Origin of the sequence: Nonomuraea sp. NPDC049158 (genome assembly GCF_040648335.1) — a bacterium.
Taxonomy (GTDB): Bacteria; Actinomycetota; Actinomycetes; order Streptosporangiales; family Streptosporangiaceae; genus Nonomuraea.
Genome location: NZ_JBEZDM010000056.1, coordinates 1 through 16,638, shown reverse-complemented (window position 1 = coordinate 16,638; position 16,638 = coordinate 1). Strand labels below are relative to the sequence as shown.

The 16,638-nt window shown below is 69.7% G+C and carries 18 protein-coding genes; 7 read left to right on the top strand and 11 right to left on the bottom strand.

Translation table 11 applies throughout. The features are described from left to right. Window positions 1-13: 13 nt before the first annotated feature. The 6 genes from AB0B61_RS53720 to AB0B61_RS53695 all read right to left on the bottom strand — a co-directional run bounded on the left by AB0B61_RS53720 (window position 14) and on the right by AB0B61_RS53695 (window position 5,962). On the bottom strand, window positions 14-1,201 hold the full coding sequence (locus AB0B61_RS53720; RefSeq protein WP_358449412.1) for an FAD-dependent oxidoreductase: 1,188 nt from the start codon (window positions 1,199-1,201) through the stop codon (window positions 14-16). Next, window positions 1,198-1,398: a ferredoxin gene (locus AB0B61_RS53715; RefSeq protein WP_357951416.1), complete on the bottom strand. Its 201-nt coding sequence runs from the start codon at window positions 1,396-1,398 to the stop codon at window positions 1,198-1,200. Before AB0B61_RS53715 ends, AB0B61_RS53720 begins: the two co-directional genes overlap by 4 nt. A gap of 179 nt (window positions 1,399-1,577) precedes the next feature. Further along, on the bottom strand, window positions 1,578-2,393 hold the full coding sequence (locus AB0B61_RS53710) for a carbohydrate ABC transporter permease (protein WP_358449410.1): 816 nt from the start codon (window positions 2,391-2,393) through the stop codon (window positions 1,578-1,580). 2 nt (window positions 2,394-2,395) lie between these two features. Beyond that, on the bottom strand, window positions 2,396-3,355 hold the full coding sequence (locus tag AB0B61_RS53705; RefSeq protein WP_358449408.1) for a sugar ABC transporter permease: 960 nt from the start codon (window positions 3,353-3,355) through the stop codon (window positions 2,396-2,398). Then, window positions 3,345-4,664 (bottom strand): extracellular solute-binding protein, encoded by a 1,320-nt coding sequence (locus tag AB0B61_RS53700; protein WP_358449406.1) that lies wholly within the window; start codon window positions 4,662-4,664, stop codon window positions 3,345-3,347. Before AB0B61_RS53700 ends, AB0B61_RS53705 begins: the two co-directional genes overlap by 11 nt. A 50-nt stretch (window positions 4,665-4,714) precedes the next feature. Then, window positions 4,715-5,962: an ROK family transcriptional regulator gene (locus AB0B61_RS53695; RefSeq protein WP_358449404.1), complete on the bottom strand. Its 1,248-nt coding sequence runs from the start codon at window positions 5,960-5,962 to the stop codon at window positions 4,715-4,717. 87 nt (window positions 5,963-6,049) lie between these two features. Between AB0B61_RS53695 and AB0B61_RS53690 the strand changes: the two genes are divergently transcribed. Genes AB0B61_RS53690 through AB0B61_RS53675 form a run of 4 tightly spaced genes read left to right on the top strand, consistent with a single transcriptional unit; the run spans window position 6,050 to window position 12,203 of the window. Next, the gene (locus AB0B61_RS53690; RefSeq protein WP_358449402.1) at window positions 6,050-8,314 is read left to right on the top strand and encodes an alpha-N-acetylglucosaminidase TIM-barrel domain-containing protein; all 2,265 of its coding nucleotides are present in this window, start codon (window positions 6,050-6,052) and stop codon (window positions 8,312-8,314) included. A gap of 8 nt (window positions 8,315-8,322) precedes the next feature. Beyond that, entirely contained in the window at window positions 8,323-9,222 is a 900-nt protein-coding gene (locus AB0B61_RS53685; protein ID WP_358449400.1) for an N-acetylmuramic acid 6-phosphate etherase, read from the top strand. Window positions 9,223-9,233: 11 nt separating this feature from the next. Further along, window positions 9,234-10,301: a BadF/BadG/BcrA/BcrD ATPase family protein gene (locus AB0B61_RS53680; RefSeq protein ID WP_358449398.1), complete on the top strand. Its 1,068-nt coding sequence runs from the start codon at window positions 9,234-9,236 to the stop codon at window positions 10,299-10,301. Window positions 10,302-10,340: 39 nt separating this feature from the next. Beyond that, on the top strand, window positions 10,341-12,203 hold the full coding sequence (locus AB0B61_RS53675) for an ABC transporter ATP-binding protein (RefSeq protein WP_358449396.1): 1,863 nt from the start codon (window positions 10,341-10,343) through the stop codon (window positions 12,201-12,203). Window positions 12,204-12,231: 28 nt separating this feature from the next. Here the strand turns inward: AB0B61_RS53675 and AB0B61_RS53670 are convergent, their stop codons facing one another. Then, on the bottom strand, window positions 12,232-12,687 hold the full coding sequence (locus AB0B61_RS53670) for a GtrA family protein (protein WP_358449394.1): 456 nt from the start codon (window positions 12,685-12,687) through the stop codon (window positions 12,232-12,234). Window positions 12,688-12,856: 169 nt separating this feature from the next. After that, the gene (locus tag AB0B61_RS53665; RefSeq protein WP_358449392.1) at window positions 12,857-13,507 is read right to left on the bottom strand and encodes an NAD-dependent epimerase/dehydratase family protein; all 651 of its coding nucleotides are present in this window, start codon (window positions 13,505-13,507) and stop codon (window positions 12,857-12,859) included. 102 nt (window positions 13,508-13,609) lie between these two features. Between AB0B61_RS53665 and AB0B61_RS53660 the strand changes: the two genes are divergently transcribed. The 3 genes from AB0B61_RS53660 to AB0B61_RS53650 all read left to right on the top strand — a co-directional run bounded on the left by AB0B61_RS53660 (window position 13,610) and on the right by AB0B61_RS53650 (window position 15,096). Next, complete coding sequence (locus tag AB0B61_RS53660; protein ID WP_358449390.1) at window positions 13,610-14,122, top strand: hypothetical protein; 513 nt, start codon at window positions 13,610-13,612, stop codon at window positions 14,120-14,122. Window positions 14,123-14,203: 81 nt separating this feature from the next. Then, window positions 14,204-14,398, top strand: a complete 195-nt coding sequence (locus tag AB0B61_RS53655; protein WP_358449388.1) for a CsbD family protein — start codon at window positions 14,204-14,206, stop codon at window positions 14,396-14,398. A 482-nt stretch (window positions 14,399-14,880) separates the two neighbouring features. Continuing rightward, window positions 14,881-15,096 (top strand): hypothetical protein, encoded by a 216-nt coding sequence (locus tag AB0B61_RS53650; RefSeq protein ID WP_225301007.1) that lies wholly within the window; start codon window positions 14,881-14,883, stop codon window positions 15,094-15,096. An 81-nt stretch (window positions 15,097-15,177) separates the two neighbouring features. Here the strand turns inward: AB0B61_RS53650 and AB0B61_RS53645 are convergent, their stop codons facing one another. The 3 genes from AB0B61_RS53645 to AB0B61_RS53635 all read right to left on the bottom strand — a co-directional run bounded on the left by AB0B61_RS53645 (window position 15,178) and on the right by AB0B61_RS53635 (window position 16,393). Beyond that, window positions 15,178-15,786, bottom strand: a complete 609-nt coding sequence (locus AB0B61_RS53645) for a hypothetical protein (RefSeq protein ID WP_358449386.1) — start codon at window positions 15,784-15,786, stop codon at window positions 15,178-15,180. Between the two features lie 93 nt (window positions 15,787-15,879). Continuing rightward, window positions 15,880-16,053 (bottom strand): hypothetical protein, encoded by a 174-nt coding sequence (locus AB0B61_RS53640; protein ID WP_358449384.1) that lies wholly within the window; start codon window positions 16,051-16,053, stop codon window positions 15,880-15,882. Window positions 16,054-16,087: 34 nt separating this feature from the next. Then, window positions 16,088-16,393 carry a glycoside hydrolase family 30 beta sandwich domain-containing protein gene (locus AB0B61_RS53635; protein ID WP_358449382.1) on the bottom strand — a complete coding sequence of 102 codons (306 nt, stop codon included), beginning with the start codon at window positions 16,391-16,393 and terminating at the stop codon, window positions 16,088-16,090. Window positions 16,394-16,638: the final 245 nt, after the last annotated feature.

The window sequence follows — 16,638 nt, the reverse complement described above, 5'->3', positions numbered from 1 at the left end:
CTCCAAGGAGGAATCAGTGAGTGGAGGCGAAGTCGGCGAGCGCGTCGACGACCTCTTGGCGGCGCAGGCGGGTCTGCTTGGGCATGTTCCAGCCGAGTACGCCGGTGACTCTGCCGTCGCGGCGGTAGAGCGCGACGAACCGCCGGGCCGAACGGTCGCCCTCCACCACGGTCACCTCGGCGTCGACCGGCAGCACGCCATGGACCTGGATCTTGGTGTCGAACTGGTCGGTCCAGAAGTAGGGCACCGGGCAGTACGGCTGGTCGTCGCCGAGGATGTTGGCCGCGACCGTGTTGGCCTGTTCGGTGGCGTTGGTCCGGTTCTCCAGCCGCAGCAGGGTGCCGAACCTGTCGTGGTGCCAGCGGGCCACGTCGCCGACCGCGTAGACGCCCTCGGCCGCGCGGCAGCGCGAGTCGCACACCAGTCCGTTGTCCACCCGCAGGCCGCTGTCCGCCAGCCAGCCGGTCGCCGGGTCGGAGCCGATCGCCACCACGACCACGTCGGCCGGCAGCACGTCGCCGGTGGCCAGGCGCACGCCCGTGACCTTGCCGTCCTGGCCGGTGAGCCGGTCGACGCCGGCACCGAGCCGCAGGCGGACCCCGCGCTCGGTGTGCAGTTCGGCGAGCAGTCCCGCGACCGAGGGCCCGATCTGGCCGGCCAGCGGCGCCGTCAGGGGGCCGGCCATGGTGACCTCGAGCCCCATGCCGCGCGCGGTGGCGGCGATCTCGGCGCCGAGCACGCCCTCCCCCACGACCACGAGCCGCGAGGCGGCCAGCAGATCCGCGCGCAGCGCCAGCGCGTCGTCCAGCGTGCGCAGTACGTGGACGCCGGTCAGATCCGCCTGACCGGGCAGCGTCCGGGCACGCAGCCCCGTGGCCACCACGATGGCGTCGGCGCGCAGGGCCCGCCCGGCCGCGGTGCGCACGGTACGTACGGCCACGTCCAGGCCGACGGCCGGATCGGCGAGGACGAACTCGGCGTCCAGACTGGACAGAGCGGTCTGCGGTCGCAGCTGAGCCCGTTCGGGATCCCAGGCGCCGGAGAGAACCTGCTTGGACAGGGGCGGCCGATCGTAGGGCAGGTGCGGCTCGGCACCGAGGACGGTCAGGCCGCCCTGGTAGCCCTTGCGCCGCAACGCCTCCGCGGTGGCGAGCCCGGCGGCGGAGGCGCCGACCACCAGAACGCTGGAGGGAGCGCTCACGCGTTCTCGCTCAGCTCGATCGCGGCCGCCGGGCACATGCTGGCCGCTTCGCGGACCGTGGTGTGCAGTTGCTCGGCCGGTTCGGCGTCGAGCAGGATCACGATCCCGTCTTCTTCCCGCTGGTCGAACACCTCCGGCGCGAGCATCACGCACGTGCCCGCGCCGCAGCATTTGTCCTCGTCCACGCGTACTTTCATCGAGAGTCCCTCCTGTGCCTCTACGGGGTGGTGGAGGTGCCCTCCGCGAGAACCTCCTTCGGTTCGTGGTCAGTTAACCGGGGCCGCAACGTTAAGTCAAGCGACTGATTTAAAATAAGCCGGGACGAACGCCAGAAGCCGCCCGGTGTGACAACACGGGCGGCGGTGGGACGACCTGGTCAACCCTTGATGGCGCCCTGGGTGATGCCGTTGACGAAGCTGCGCTGGAAGATGAGGTACACGATCACGATAGGCGCGACGACGATCAGACAGGCCGCCGCCAGCAGGGGGATGTCGGTGGTGTACTGGCCGACGAAGAGCCCCAGGCCACCGGGCGCCGTACGCCGATCCGGGTCCTGCATCATGACCAGGACCAGCATGAACTGGTTCCACGACCACATGAAGTACAGAACCGACAGCGTGGTGATCTGCGGCCACGAGACGGGCAGCAGCACCCGCGCCAGCACGATGAAGTCTCGGGCACCGTCGATGCGCGCCGCCTCGACGAGTTCGTCGGGGATGTTGGAGAAGTGCGTCTGCATCCAGTACACGCCGAAGGGCATGAACAGCGCCACCTCGGCCAGGATGATGCCGACGTAGGAGTTGGTGAGGCCGACCTCGCGCAGGTTGAAGTAGAGCGCCACCACGATGACCTCGATCGGCAGCGTGAGCCCCAGCACGAACCCGAACGACAGCGCCCGGTTGCCCCACACCTTCAGAACCGTCAGCCCATAACCGGCGAGCGTGGCCAGCGTCACCGCGATCGGCACCACGAAGACCGCGATCAGCAGGCTGGAGCGCATGAGGGCGGTGAAGTTGCCCCGCTCCCAGGCCAGGGCGAAGTTCTCCCACGACCACCGGTCCGGGATGCTCAGCCCGCTGAGCTGCGATCCCGGGGGGTGCAGGGCGGCCAGGATGATGCCGACGAACGGCACCAGGATCATGGCCGCCATCAGGACGAGCACTCCGTACCGGATTCCGACACCGCCGCGCATGCTCAACTCTCATCCCTGGTGAAGTGTCGGACGGCACCGACGACGGCGATCACGATCACGGTCAGCACGACGGCCAGCGCGCTGGCGCCGCCGATGTCGCCCTCGTTGAAGGCCAGCCGATAGACCAGCAGGCCGGGCACGTTGGTCTGCCCCGCCGGTCCGCCGTTCGTCGTGGTGAAGACGAGGTCGAAGCTGGCCAGCGCGGCGATCGTGGTGATGACGCCGGCGATCGTGATCTCCTTGCGCACCCCGGGCAGGGTGACGTGCAGGAACTGCCGGTAGGCCCCGGCGCCGTCGAGCGTGGCCGCCTCGTACAGGGACGGGTCGATCTTCTGCGCGCCGGCCAGGAAGAGCATCATGCACAGCCCGCTCATCACCCAGGTCCCGATGAGCCCGAGCGCGACCAGCGCCAGGCCGTAGTCGCCCAGCCAGGCGCGGGTGATCGCCCCCAGCCCCACCAGGTCGAGGACCTGGTTGACGACGCCGGACTCGCTGTAGAGCCACCGCCAGGTGATGCCGACGGCCACCAGCGGCAGCACCTGGGGAAGGAAGAACACGGTCCGGAAGAACGTCATCCCCCGGCGCACCTTGCCCATCAGCAGGGCCGTCATGAACAACCCGACAGCGATGGGGATGACCGAGAAGAAGACGATCAGTATGAGGCTGTGCAGGATGGCCTCGTACAGCGCCGAATCACGAAAAATCTTGATGTAGTTGTCCAGGCCGGCGAAGGTCGCGGGCAGGATGCCGTCCCAGTTCAGCAACGACAGGCGCACCGTGTTCAGCGCCGGCCAGATGGCGAACCCCAGGTAGGCGGCGAGCGCGGGCAGCACGTACAGCCAGCCGCGGGCCCGTCCCCCACGCCGGGGCGGGCGAGTCCGCCCGCTGTCGGCCACCCGCTCCCCGCCGCGGGCCGAGGTGGCCCGCGGCGGGGAGATGGACGTGCTCACATCACGAGCCATGGTGTCCGTCCCACGACTCCTGCAGGGAGCCGAGGAAGTCGTCGACGGTCATCTTGTCGCTGAGGAGCCCCTGGATGCCGGGGGTCAGCTTGTCGATCATGCCGGGCGAGGCGTAGTCGGGGAAGGGGACGATCCCGTTGGCCTGCGCCACCGGGGTGAAGGCGGTCGCGATCTCGCCGCGCAGCCCCTGGGCGCCGAGCTCGGCCTTGGTGTCGACCGGCATGAACCCGCCGTCGAACTCGATCTTCGCCGCTTCCGGCGAGCTCAGGTAGTCGAGGAACGCCGCGGCGACGTTCGGGTGCTTCGTCTTGGCCGAGATGGCGTAGGCGACGCTCGCCCCCGAGGCGACCTTGGCCGGCTCGCCCGATGCCGTGGGCATGAGGAAGAAGCCGGCGTCGTCGCCCAGCTCCTTCTCCACGGCGGTGGCGCCCCAGTTGCCGGTCACCAGGAACGCGCTCTTGCCCTTGGAGAAGTTCGCCAGCGCGTCGGGGTCCGCCGTGGCGCTCGCGCCGGCCGGGAAGAAGCCCTTCTTCGACCAGTCGATCAGCGTCTGGGAGGCCTTCTTCGCGGCGTCGGTCTTGATCGTCCCGCCCGGCTTGCCGTAGACCCAGCTCCGGTAGGCGTCGACGTCGCCGGTGACGTTGAGCAGCGCGTTCCACAGGTGGAAGCCGCCGACCTGGAGGGCGCCGAGGCTCAGCGGGGTCTGGCCGGCGTCCTTCACCTTCTGCATCGCGGCCTCGAACTCGGCCAGCGTCTTCGGCGCCTGCTTGACCATCTTCTTGTTGTAGTAGACGCCGACCACCGACAGCCCGCCCGGCACGGCGTACAGGCCGCCGGTGCCGAACTGCTTGGCCGCCTTGTCGGAGCTGAGGACCTCGAGGCTGGAGGGCGGGAACTTGCCGGTCCATCCGTACGCCTTGTTCCACGGACCCAGGTCCAGGATGAGGCCGGCCGGGACCAGGGAGTTCATCGCACCCGGGTTGTACTGCGCGAGGTCCGGCGCCGCGTCGGACGACATCGACAGCTTGATCGACTTGACGTAGTCGTTGAACGGCGTCATCTGGGGCTTGATGGTGACGTTCGGGTGCTTCTTGGTGAAGCCGTCGATGAGGGTCTGGGTGGGGGGATCATTGCTGTAGGCCAGGGTCAGCGTGACCGGGTCGTTGGGGATGGTCGTCGATACGTCGATCTTCTTCGCCGCGTCACCGCCCGAGGCGCCGGTGCCGCCGGTGCCCGCGCAGGCCGTCAGGGTGAGTGTCGCCGCGGTGCCGAGCGCCGCGAGCGCCTGCCACCGACCTGGTGCTGTCATGTGCATGACCTTTCGCCTATCTCCGAGTCGCCAAACTCCAAGCGGGTTCTTCAACGGACCTCCTGGCGGCCGCTTCTCACCAGGTCGAACCTGGTTCGCTCGATCTCCTCCAGCGAGTGACGCAGGGCCCCGTGGACGACGGCGTCGTCCTGGAGGCTCGAGACCTCCAGGGCCGGCTGGTCCAGGGGCTGCTCGGACAGGTGCCGACGGACCGCGGCGAGCAGGGTCTCGCCGCATCTGGCCAGCGGCCCGCCGATGACCACGAGCCGCGGGTCGAGGATCGCCCGGATCGCCGCGACGCCTTTGGCGAAGCGGCGGGCGACCACGTCGAGCGCGTCCAGGGCCGAGGGTGTGCCCTCGACGACGGCGTCCAGTACGGCGTCGAACGCCCGCTCCCCCGCCGCTTCGAGCCGGGTCCGGAAGGCCTCGTCGCCGTCGCGTTCGGCCGCCGCCTTCGCCAGCCGGACGATCTCCTCGCCGCCCACCCAACCCTCGAACGGGCCGAGACCGTGCGGATGGCGGGGCTCGGGAGGGGTGGCCGCGAACAGGTCGAGAAAGCCGACATCACCGGCGTCGTTGGAGGCACCGCGGTAGAGCTCGCCGTTCAGCACGATGCCGGCGCCGACGCGTTCGCCCCAGTGAACCATCACCAGCGAGTCCTCGCGGCGTTCGGGATCCCGCCACCGTTCGCCCTGGGTGGCCAGCTTGACGTCGTTGTCCAGGTAGACCGGGCAGCCGAGGGCGTCCTTCATCCGGCGATGGAGGAGGTCGCCGGTCAGGCCGGGCATGCTCGGGATGAGGCGGATGATCCCGGTCGCCGGGTCGACTATGCCGGGCGTGCCCACCGAGGCGAACCACAGGTCGCCCGTCGTGATGCCCGCCGCCTCCAGCGTGCGGGCCACCGCGGGCAGGAGTGTCTCCACCACCTGCGCGGCATGGGAACCGCCGCCGAGTTGCACCGCGTCGGCCGCGGCGACCGTACCGGCCAGGTCCGACACCGCGACCCGCAGCTCCTGCGGGCTGATCGAGATGCCGAGCACGTAGCCCGCCTCCGCCCGGAAGCGTACGAGCTGCGCGGGCCGTCCGGCCCTGCTGGAGTCCCGATCGAGGGAGCCGAACTCGACGAGCCCCTCCGCGGCCAGCGCGTTGAGCGAACGGGTGACCGCCTGCCGGGAGAGCCCGACCGCCTTGGCCAGCGCGGACACGCTCATGCTGGTCTCGGTCCGCAGCCGCCGCAGGATGGCACCGGCGTTGACCTCACGCATGAACTGCGTGCCAACGGCGACGACCTGCTCCATGGCCTCTCCCTGATCTCGACTTGCGGGTACGCTAGCATAATAATTATGGACCGTACGGAACTAATTCGTCGAGGGGTGTGACCTGCGATGTCATCCGGTGACGACGATCAGCCCCCGCCGTGGGCGGACACCGTCAAGGGTCTCGCCCACCGCGTTCTCGGACCGGTGGCCGAGTCGATCCGTTTCGTCACGCGCGAAGGCGCGACGCGTGGCTACGAGTACGAGGCGAGGGACGGAGCGCTCACCGTCGCCGCGACGGACGGCGTGAGCGCCTCGGTCGCGCTCCACCACTATCTGCGGGAACGCTGCGAGCTGTCCGTGGGCTGGGACACCGTGCTGCCGTTGCGGCTGACGTCCCTCGCGGACAGCCCGCCCCGGCAGGGCTCGGCGCGGGTTCAGGACGGCTATTACTTCAACTTCTGCACGTTCAGCTACACGATGCCGTACTGGGACTGGGCCGACTGGGAGCGCGAGATCGACTGGATGGCCCTGCACGGCATCACCATGCCGCTCGCCATCACCGGCCACGAGGCCGCGCTGCACGACGCCTACTCCCTCCTCGGTCTCGACGATCACACCATCCGTGGCTTCCTCGGCGGGCCAGGCTACCTTCCGTTCCAGTTCATGGGGTGTCTGGACGGCTTCGCCGGTCCGCTCCCCGCGTCCTGGATCGACAGTCATCGCGAGCTCGGGGCGCGCATCCTCGACCGTGAGCGCGCCTTCGGCATGACGCCCGTCCTTCCGGCCTTCACCGGACACGTCCCGTACCAGATCGCCTCGTCATCGAAGGCCGCGCGCCGCGACTGGCAGGGGTTCGAGACCTGGGTCCTCGACCCGGCCGACCCGCTCTACGAGCGGCTGAGCACCGAGATCGCCCGCGCCCAGATCAAGCTCTTCGGCACCGATCACCTGTACGCCGCCGATCCGTTCATCGAGATGATCCCGGTCGACGCCGACCCCTCCTTCCCCGGAGCCGTGGCGACGGCGACGCTGACCGGGCTACGCGCCGCCGATCCGGAGGCGATCTGGCTCATGCAGGCCTGGCCCTTCTCCTACCAGCGGGAGTTCTGGACCGAGGACCGCGTCACCGCCTTCCTCGACGCGATCCCGAACGACCGGATGCTCGTCGCGGACCTGTGGGCGGAGTACGACCCGCTGTGGGAGCGCTTCGAGGAGTTCTCCGGAAAGCCCTGGCTCTGGTGCGCGCTGCTCAACTTCGGCGGCCGCACCGATCCGGTCGCCGACCTGCGGGCGGTGCCGGCCGCGATCGACACCGCCCTGGCGGCGCCGAACCCGCCCACCGGCCTGGGCCTGTCCATGGAGGCCACCCGCAACAACCCCGTCTTCTTCGAGCTCGTGACCGACCAGATCTGGAACCGGGTCACCGACCTCGACGCCTGGCTCGACGCCTTCGTGGCCCAGCGCTACGAAAGGAGCGCGGCCCCGCTGCGGACCGCCTGGCGCGGGCTCCTCAACACCGTCTACGACACCCGGGGCCTGCGGATCTACCCCGCGCAGTTCAACGGCATCCTCACCGCCAAACCTTCCTACGCGGGGATGGCCGGGGCACGCGCCAACGTCACCGGCACCCTCTGGTACGAGCCGGCGGAGCTGGCCGCGGCCTGGGAGCGGATGATCGAGGTGGCCGAGCAGGATCCTGACCTGCTGACCGGTCCGCTGAGGCATGACCTCGTCGAGGTGGGCATCGCGTTCATGGTCAGGGTCGCCGACCGCTACTACCTCGACGCCGTGGAGCGGTCGGCCGCGCTCGGTGCGGCCAGCCGACCCCATGTCGACAGGTTCCTGCGCGTCTTCGACGACCTGGACCGGATGCTGGCCGCCCAGCCCGAGTACACCTTCCAGCACTGGGAGTCCAAGGCCCTGTCGTGGGCCGGCGACCAGACCGAACGCGACGTCCTGCGGGACAACGCCCGCCGCATCATCACGGTCTGGGGCACCACCACCAGCCCGCTGCTCGACGACTACGCGGGGCGGCACTGGAGCGGGCTCGTCGGCGGCTACTACCGCGACCGCTGGGAGCTGTGGGCGCGTGGCCTCGACAGCGCGCTCGCCACGCCCGGCGCCGGCCCCGAGGCGGACCTGGAAGAGCGGCTCCGTGACCGGGCCGAGCTCTTCCTGCGGGAGGGCCCGGCGGCGCCGCCGCAGGACCTGGGCGACCTCGCCACGGAGTCACGCCGGCTGTTCACCGCCTACGCGGACCAGGCCGACTCACTTGTCCAGACGTACGAACAGGCCGGCTCACCTGCCCAGACGTACGAACAGGCCGACTCACCTGCCCAGCCGCACGGACAGAGCGGCTCACCTGCCCAGCCGCACGAACACGACCGATGAGGAGAACGATGCCCCAGGTGGTACCGCCGACCGAGCGCCGGAACCCACGCACCGCCGACATCGACACTCTGGAGTCCCGCGAGGTCCTCCGGCTGCTGCGGGAGGAGGACGCCCGGGCGGTCGAGGCCGTCGGCGCGGCCGGCGACCGGCTCGCCCGCGCGGTGGACGAAGCACATCTCCGGCTGAACCGGGGCGGAACGGTGCACTACTTCGGCGCCGGCGCCTCGGGACGGCTGGCGGTGCTGGACGCCACGGAGATCACGCCGACCTTCGGGGCGGCGCGCGGCCTGTTCACCGCCCACTTCGCCGGTGGGCTCGCCGCCGTCACCGACTCCTCCGTCGACCAGGAGGACGCCGAGGCGCTGGGCGCCGCCGACGCCGCCGTGCTCGACGAGGCCGACGTGGCGATCGGGATCACGGCGTCCGGGTCGACCCCGTACGTGGCCGGCGCGCTGCGCGCGGCCCGGGCCGCCGGCGCGCTCACGGTGCTGGTCACCTGTAACCCGGACGCTCCTCTCCGCGAGCTGGCCGAGATCAGCGTCGTCGCCGCCACCGGGCCGGAGGCGCTGACCGGCTCCACCCGGCTCAAGGCCGGCACGGCGACGAAGGTGATACTCAACTCGTTCTCGACGGCTCTCATGATCAAGGCGGGCCGGACGTACGGCAACCTCATGGTCGGGCTGCTCGCCACCAACGCCAAGCTCGGCGAGCGCGCGGTGAGCCTGCTCGTCGAGGCGACGGGTGAGGACGCGGCGAGCTGCCGCGCGGCCCTGGCCGACGCGGGCGGCCACATCCCCGAGGCGCTCGTACGGCTGCTCACCGGCTGCTCGGCCGAGCGGGCGCGAACCGCGCTGGAGCAGCACCCGGGCGTCCGTGCGGCGGTGGCCGCGCTGGCGGACGGCAGATGAGCCTGGGAGGCGTGAACGTCGGCGGTGGAGAGCCGACGAACGTGAACGTCGGCGGTGGCGGGCTGGCGGGCGTGGACGTCGGCGGTGGGGGGATCAGGGTACGGATCGAGGCGGGCGGGTCGATCATGTCCGGGGACGACGCGTCTCCGGTGCCGCGCGTGCAGGGCAGGGTCGACCTCGATCGGCTCGCGGCGCGGATCATCCGGGTCGTCCAGAACGCCGTGGGCGGCCGGGAGATCGACCGGTTCACCGGCATGGCGATCGGCACGACCGGGCTGCCTGGCCTGGTCCCGGACCCGAGCACGCTCTGGCACCGCCTGCGCGGGCGGTTCGACCTGGGCACGCTCGTGGTCACCGGCGACATGGTGACCACGCATGTCGGCGCGCTCGGGTTCCGGCCCGGAGTCGTCGTCGCCGCGGGCACCGGCGTCATCACCCTCGGCACCGACCTGGCCGATGTCTGGAACCAGTCCGACGGGTGGGGCTACCTGCTCGGCGACCACGGCGGCGGCGCCTGGATCGGGATGCGCGGCCTGCACGCCGCGCTGCGCGCGCACGACGGCCGGGCCGGCGGGTCGCCCGCCCTTCTGGAGCGCCTGACGGCTCATTTCGGGCACCCCTCGGAGCTGGTGGCGCTGGTGTACGCGGCGGGGTCGGCGGCCCACCACTTCGCCTCGTTCGCGCCGTCCGTCGGCGAGGCGGCCCGCGACGGGGATCCGGTGGCCCGGCAGATCTGGACCGAGGCCGGCCGGCAGCTCGGCCAGACCGCGCTGGCCGCCGCGTCCGGGCTCGAACCGGTCTTCTCCTGGGGCGGCCGGCTGTTCGACGCCGCGGACCTGCTGATGGAGCCCTTCCAGAGCACCGTCAGGACGCTGCTTCCCGAGGCTCGCTTCGAACCGCCGCGAGGCGACTCCGCCGACGGCGCGCTCGCCTTGGCGCGAGCCGCCGCCGAGGGGTCGGTACGGCCGCACCATCCCTATGTCTACGTCTTCACCGAGGCGTCACAGGAGCGGCTGGACAGCGTACGAACAGGTGGTACGGAACGGCGCCGAGCATCGGCGGCGACCCCGGAGAAATGACCGGATGAAACTGTCGGTGCCCGAGTGCACACTGAGCGTATGTCTGATGAGCCTCTCGAAATCGGCGAGATCTCCATCTCCGAGTGGTATGCCCACACCGACAAGATGGCGGAAGTCAGCTTCCTGACCATCGCCCGCCGGCTCCCCTCCCTCGTGCGCCAGGCGCTGCGCATGGCCTGGGGAGCCAGCCCGCGCGACACCCTGGCCACCGTCACGCTCAACCTGCTCGGCGGGGTGTTCACCGCGTTCGGGCTGCTGGCCACGACCGGCGTGCTCGCCGCCCTGTTCAGCCAGGGTCCCACCCCCGACCGCGTGATGGCGGCGCTGCCCAGCCTCGCCCTGGTCGCCACGGCCGCCGCCCTGCGCACCGCCATGCAGGCGGGCGCCGGCTGGGCGCAGTCCCGCCTCACTCCGCAGATCTCCCGGCTCACCGAGGAGCGGCTCTACGGCCTGACCAGCCGCGTCGACCTGGTCGCCTACGACGACCCCGACTTCCACGACTCCCTCGAACGCGCCAGCATGCGGGGCGTGGCGGTGGCCGACTCGGTGGTGTCCTCGGCCATCGACGTGGTGACGTCCGTGGTCGGTCTCACGGCCGTGGCCGGGGTGCTCGGCGTCCTCCACCCGCTCATGCTGCCGCTGCTCCTGCTGGCGGTGCTGCCCGACGCCTGGGCCGCGGTCCGCAGCGCGCGGATGGGCTACACGACGATGTACTCCCTCATCCCGGCCCGCCGCCGCAAGTGGATCATCGCCGAGCTGCTGGCCGAGCGCGAGTCCGCGGCCGAGGTCCGCTCGTTCACGATGCGCGGCTTCCTGCTGCGCCTCTACGACGCCGTGGCCAAGGCCGAGCAGGAGGTGCTCCTGCGGCTGGCCAGACGGCAGACGGTGGCCCGGCTCGTGGGCGAGGCCTTCGGCGGCCTGGGCACCGGCGTGGTCTACGTCGCGCTCGGCATCCTGCTGGCCCTCGCCGCGATCCCGCTCGCCGTGGCGGGCACCGCCGTCCTGGCGATCAGATCCGGTCAGCAGTCCCTGAGCAGCCTCATGTACGCCACCAACCGCCTCTACGAGCAGGGTCTCTACTTCACGGACTTCCTGGAGTTCTGCGCCGACGCCGAACGCCGGCTGCCCGGTCCCCGCCCGCTCGCGGCGCCCGAGTCCTTCCAGTGCATCGTCGCCGACAAGGTGTCCTTCACCTATCCGGGCGCCGACGAGCCCGCGCTCTGCGAGGTGTCCATCGAGATCAAACGCGGCGAGATCGTCGCCTTCGTCGGCGAGAACGGCTCGGGCAAGACCACGCTCGCCAAGATCCTGTCCGGCCTCTACGAACCCGACTGCGGCACCGTCTCCTGGGACGAGACCGACCTCAAAGACACCAACCCCGAAGACCTCCGATTGCGCACCGCGGTCATCGCGCAGGACCACACCCGCTGGCCGCTCACCGCCCGCTACAACATCACGATGGGCACCGACAAGGGCGAGCCGGCCCTGCACTCGGCCGCCGAGGTGGCCGGGGCCGACGAGGTCATCGGCGGTCTCCCCCACGGCTACCACACGCTGCTCGACCGGCGCTTCAAGGACGGCCAGGAGCTGTCCGGCGGCCAGTGGCAGCGCATCGCGGTGGCCCGGGGCTTCCACCGCGACGCGGCGCTGCTCATCTGCGACGAGCCGACCGCCGCCCTCGACGCCCGCGCCGAGCACGCCCTGTTCGAACGCATCCGCAGCCACTCCGACGGCCGCACCGTCCTGCTCATCACCCACCGGCTGGCCAGCGTCCGCTACGCCGACCGCATCTACGTCCTGGAACACGGCAGGGTGACAGAGCAGGGCAACCACGACACCCTCATGTCCCTGGACGGCCTGTACGCCGACCTGTACACCCTCCAAGCCAGCGCCTACCGCTAACCAGGCACCCACGGAGCAAGTGCTGCCATCAAGCCGCCTCGTCCTGGGGATCGGGGGTGGGCGCCAGCCGCACGCGGCCGGGGTGGGCCTTCTCGTCGGGGAAGACCCACTTCCGGAGCGCCCAGAAGCGGAAGACCATGGCGATCAGCGTGCCGATGATCTGCGCGCTCATGAAGTCGGCGATCTCCTGGGTCACCAGGCTCACGTCCGGGGTCTCCATGCGGAACACGTACCGGGAGATCCATAGCGGCGCGGAGCTGAGCACCAGACCGACGCCACTGACCAGGAAGAACAGCGCCGCCTCATGACGGCGCTCGCGGCCGCCCCTGGTCCGGAACGACCATTCGCGATTCAACACGTAGGACACGATCGTCGCCACGAGCACCGCGATGACCTTCGCGGTCACCGGCTTCGGCTCCAAAATGGTGAGCTTCAGCCCGTAGAACACCGTGTTGTCCACTAAGAACGCTGTTCCACCGACCACCGCGAACTTCAGCAGTTCACGATGCTTCAGCGCAAGCGCGTGCAGCGGTGCCGGCAATCTCGCGAGTACTGCTTTCGCTATTCGGAGCACCCCCGATCTTCTCACCAGCCGAACACCTTGGTAACAAGACGGCTTGCCCGGCTCCCGCGCACCGATCTTCAGCCTAGGGTCAGCTCGCTACCAGGCCGAGGCGGACGAGGCTGTCCGCGGTGTCGGCGATGGCGGCCTCCGGGTCGCGCGGCTGCCAGCCGAGGACGTCACGGGCCTTGTCCGCGCGGACGACCGGGATCCGGCCCAGCTGGTCGACGATCGCCCGTAGCTCGGGATTCGTCCGCGCGGCGGCCCTGACCTGCTCGTCGGCGAGCTCCAGCTTCGGCACCTTGGCCGCGACCTCGCCCAGATGGTCGCTCAGGATCTGGGCGGTGCGCAGGAAGCTGATCATCGCGCCGCTGCTGGCCAGGAACCGCTGGCCGGCCGCGGCGGGGTGGGTCATGGCCCGTACGTGCAGGTCCGCGACGTCCCGCACGTCCACCACGCCGAAGAAGACGCGGGGCGCGACCGGCATGTCCCCGTCGAGCATCGTCTTGACGAGCATGGTGGAGACCGACAGGTGCGGGCCGAGCAGCGGGCCGAAGATCCCGGTGGGGTTGATCACGGCCAGTTCGAGGTCATCGGCCTCGGTCCGTACGAAGTCCCAGGCCGCGCGCTCGGCGATCGTCTTCGATCTGGTGTAGGCGGTGTTGTCGTCAGCGGGGTCGGTCCAGTCGCGCTCGTCGTACTCGTCGCTCGCCTTACGGCTGTAGCCGACCGCGGTGAACACCGTACGGTCTTCGGCCCGATCTCGAGGCTACTTCGAGTGGGAGCGTCTGTCAGAGCCTGATCGCGTGCGAACTTCGCCGCCCCTTCGGCCATCCAACCCTGCATGACCACACACACGATGACCCGTACCGTACTTGGCACGACTCTGGCCGCAGGCCTGGTGCTGGGCGGCCTCGCGCCGGCAGCGCACGCCGCGACGGCGCCCGCCGTCTTCGGTCCTTCCGGATATGGGGGCATCACGCTGGGGATGAGCGCCAAGACGGCCAAGGCCAGCGGCAAGATCGTGCACGCCGGCCCGGCCGGCTCCTCCGCCTGCACCGGCTGGAGCCTGAAGGCTCATCCTGTCGGCAGCGACTCCGTTGGCCTCTACATCTCCAAGAAGCATGGCGTCGCGGTGATCTTCGCGCCCAAGGGCGCCAAGACCCCCGAGGGCATCGGTCTGGGCTCCACGTACCGGCAGATCAAGAAGGCCTATCCCAAGCTGAAGACGGCCGCCAGCGGCTACCCGTACGTCGATATCGCCGGCAACGCGAAGGCCTACTATTCCTTCCTTCTCAACAAGGGCAAGGTGTACGAGATGGCGCTGGGGCTTCACAAGCAGGACTGCGTCAACTGACCTGATGCGGGGCCTCGCATGTTTCTAGTCGGTCTGTTCGGAAAGTTGGAGTTTCCGGGAACCGATGAGGAAGGCATGGACATGGGCGCCGATGACAAGATCCGTAACAAGGCGGAGGAGCTCAAGGGCCGGGCGAAGGAGACCCTCGGGAAGGCCACCGACGACGAGGACCTGCGGGCCGAAGGGCGTACCGAGCAGGCCGAAGGGGGCCTCAGGCAGGCCGGCGAGAAAGTCAAGGACGCCGGGAAGAAGGTCAAGGACGCCTTCAAGAAGTAACGGCCACGACGAACACCTCCGGGCATGGGGCCGCCCTCGCGCTTGACCGCGCGAGGGCGGCCCTGACGCTGTGACGGTCACCCGGGTCAGTCAAGCTCGACTCCGGCGGCTCCGAGCGCGGCCAGCCTGCACGTGCAGATACTTTACGTAGTCGGATATTAACGTTCCGTGGATTATGTGCTTCTATGAGACCTAAACGCATCGGCAATTTCTCCTGAGAAGCCGCGCTGGGTGAGGATTGTTGTCCCGCAGGGGAAAATCCATACCTGCACATGCATCTGCACCTGCGCGGCAGCTCGCGAACCGCCATAAGCGCTGGATGAGCACCGCCGAAACGGCGATCCGTCCTCAGGCCAGCCACTAGATCAGCAGACGAAAGGGGCAGTTCCCGGCTCACCCGTCCGGGCATTGACGCCGCCGAGGTCGACCGAGCGCCGCACGCTTTCTCCGATCTCGAGCCATCGGACCGAAATGAGAAAGAAGTGAGCATCACCCTGCGCATCGCGCTCTGCTTAACCATCGACATGCTTCTCTCGCTGGTGATCGCACTCATCGCCTTCATCGTGGCGAGAGAGAATGGGGTGCCGATGGTCGGAGCCCTGGGATGGAGCGGGGGTACGTTCATCGCGACTGCCACCCTCGTCACCACGATCATGAACCACACAGGGGCATTCGATCGAGGGCAGAAGAGCCCCTAGCGGGCCGCTTCACGGCTCAAGGTAGGGAGCGCACGCGGATGGGCCACCGGGCGTCCGGTGACCCACCCACCCGGGGAGGGGTTACAGGGCGGCCGCCAGCTTCTTCAGGATGGCGGCCCGGGCCGGAGTCAGGGAACGGCTGATGACCGCGGCGTTCACCTGCATGACGTAGGCGTTGATGGCGGCGGCCTTGGCCGTGGCGTTGCCCAGCTCATCGGCGCGCTTGGCGGCCTCGAGTACGGCGCACATGGCTACGGCGGGGACCCCGCCCGGCCTGGTGACGAAGCGCCTGCTCAACGTGCACAGGTCGGCGTAGATGACGACCAGCTTGAAGGTGACGGAAGACGCCTGACCGGCGTTGCCCGCGACGTCCGTGGCGGTGGCGGAGAAGGTGTTGCCCGCCGGGTCGAAGTCGTACGCGGGGCCGGAGATGTTCTGGCAGGTGGTGGTGGCGACGCCGGAGAGGTTGTCCGCGGCGGTGCAGGTGATGTCGACGGTTTCGAGGATGCCGTAGGTCTCCTTGGCGCCGGTGTAGGTGACGGTCGGCGGGGTCTTGTCGAGCTTGACCGTCAGGGACTTGTCTTCCTCGATGTTGAGGGCGCGATCCGTGGAACGGTACGTGACGGTGTGGACGGCGTCGGTCGACAGAACGATCGGGCTGGTGTAGACGGTCCAGGGGCCATCGTCCACGCTGTACTCGGTGCGGGCGATGCCGGAGATGTCGTCGGTCGGCGTGAGGGTGACGGTGACGTCGGTGTTGTTCCAGCCCGCGGCGAGCCGGGGTCAGCGGGCCACGCTCGAGCTCCACCCGTAGCCGCGGATCATGCCCTTGTCGACCAGGCTCTCCAGCTCGGCGAAGACGTCCTCGGCGGCAGCGGCGTCGAACCGGTCAAACGTCCCGGACTGCTCCTCGGCCACGCGGCGGCGCCTGAGCCCCACATCGTCACTGCTATCCACCGCCTCGCGGCATCCCTGACCGCGTCAGCCCGGGTCACGCGGTCACGAAGGTCATCACACTTCGAGCGGGAAGCGTGACGGTGAAGGAACCGTTCGACACGCCGGTCGTGCCCTGGGGTGCGACGTTCCTGCTCGCGTCGGTCAGCCAGGACGAGACCCTGGACGCGGTGCCGTTCGCCAGGGTGAACTGCTGGCTGACCGCGGAGGTCCCCTTGTTGAGGGCGACGACGACCGTGGAGTCGCCGCCCCGGTACGCCGAGACGTACACGTTCGGCGCCGGGTTCGCCGTCGCCTCGATCCGCACGTATCCGGGGCGGACGAACCTGGCGAAATGCGCCATGTTAGCCCCGCGCTTGCTGATCTGGCCGTCCTCCCGCATGGGGCCGTAGCTGCGGCCGGATGCACCCGTATTTCGGCCGGTGCGCGACGTGCTCGCCGGCGCTGGCCATGCGGCCGGTCGGGAACTACGTCTCGGTCCATGGGATGTACGCGTCCTGCTGGCGATGCCATAGCCGTCGCCGCGCCATGGCCCGTCGGGCCGTGGCCGCCTCCTCGGCCGCGGGGCCGCACGCGGCGCCGCACGCC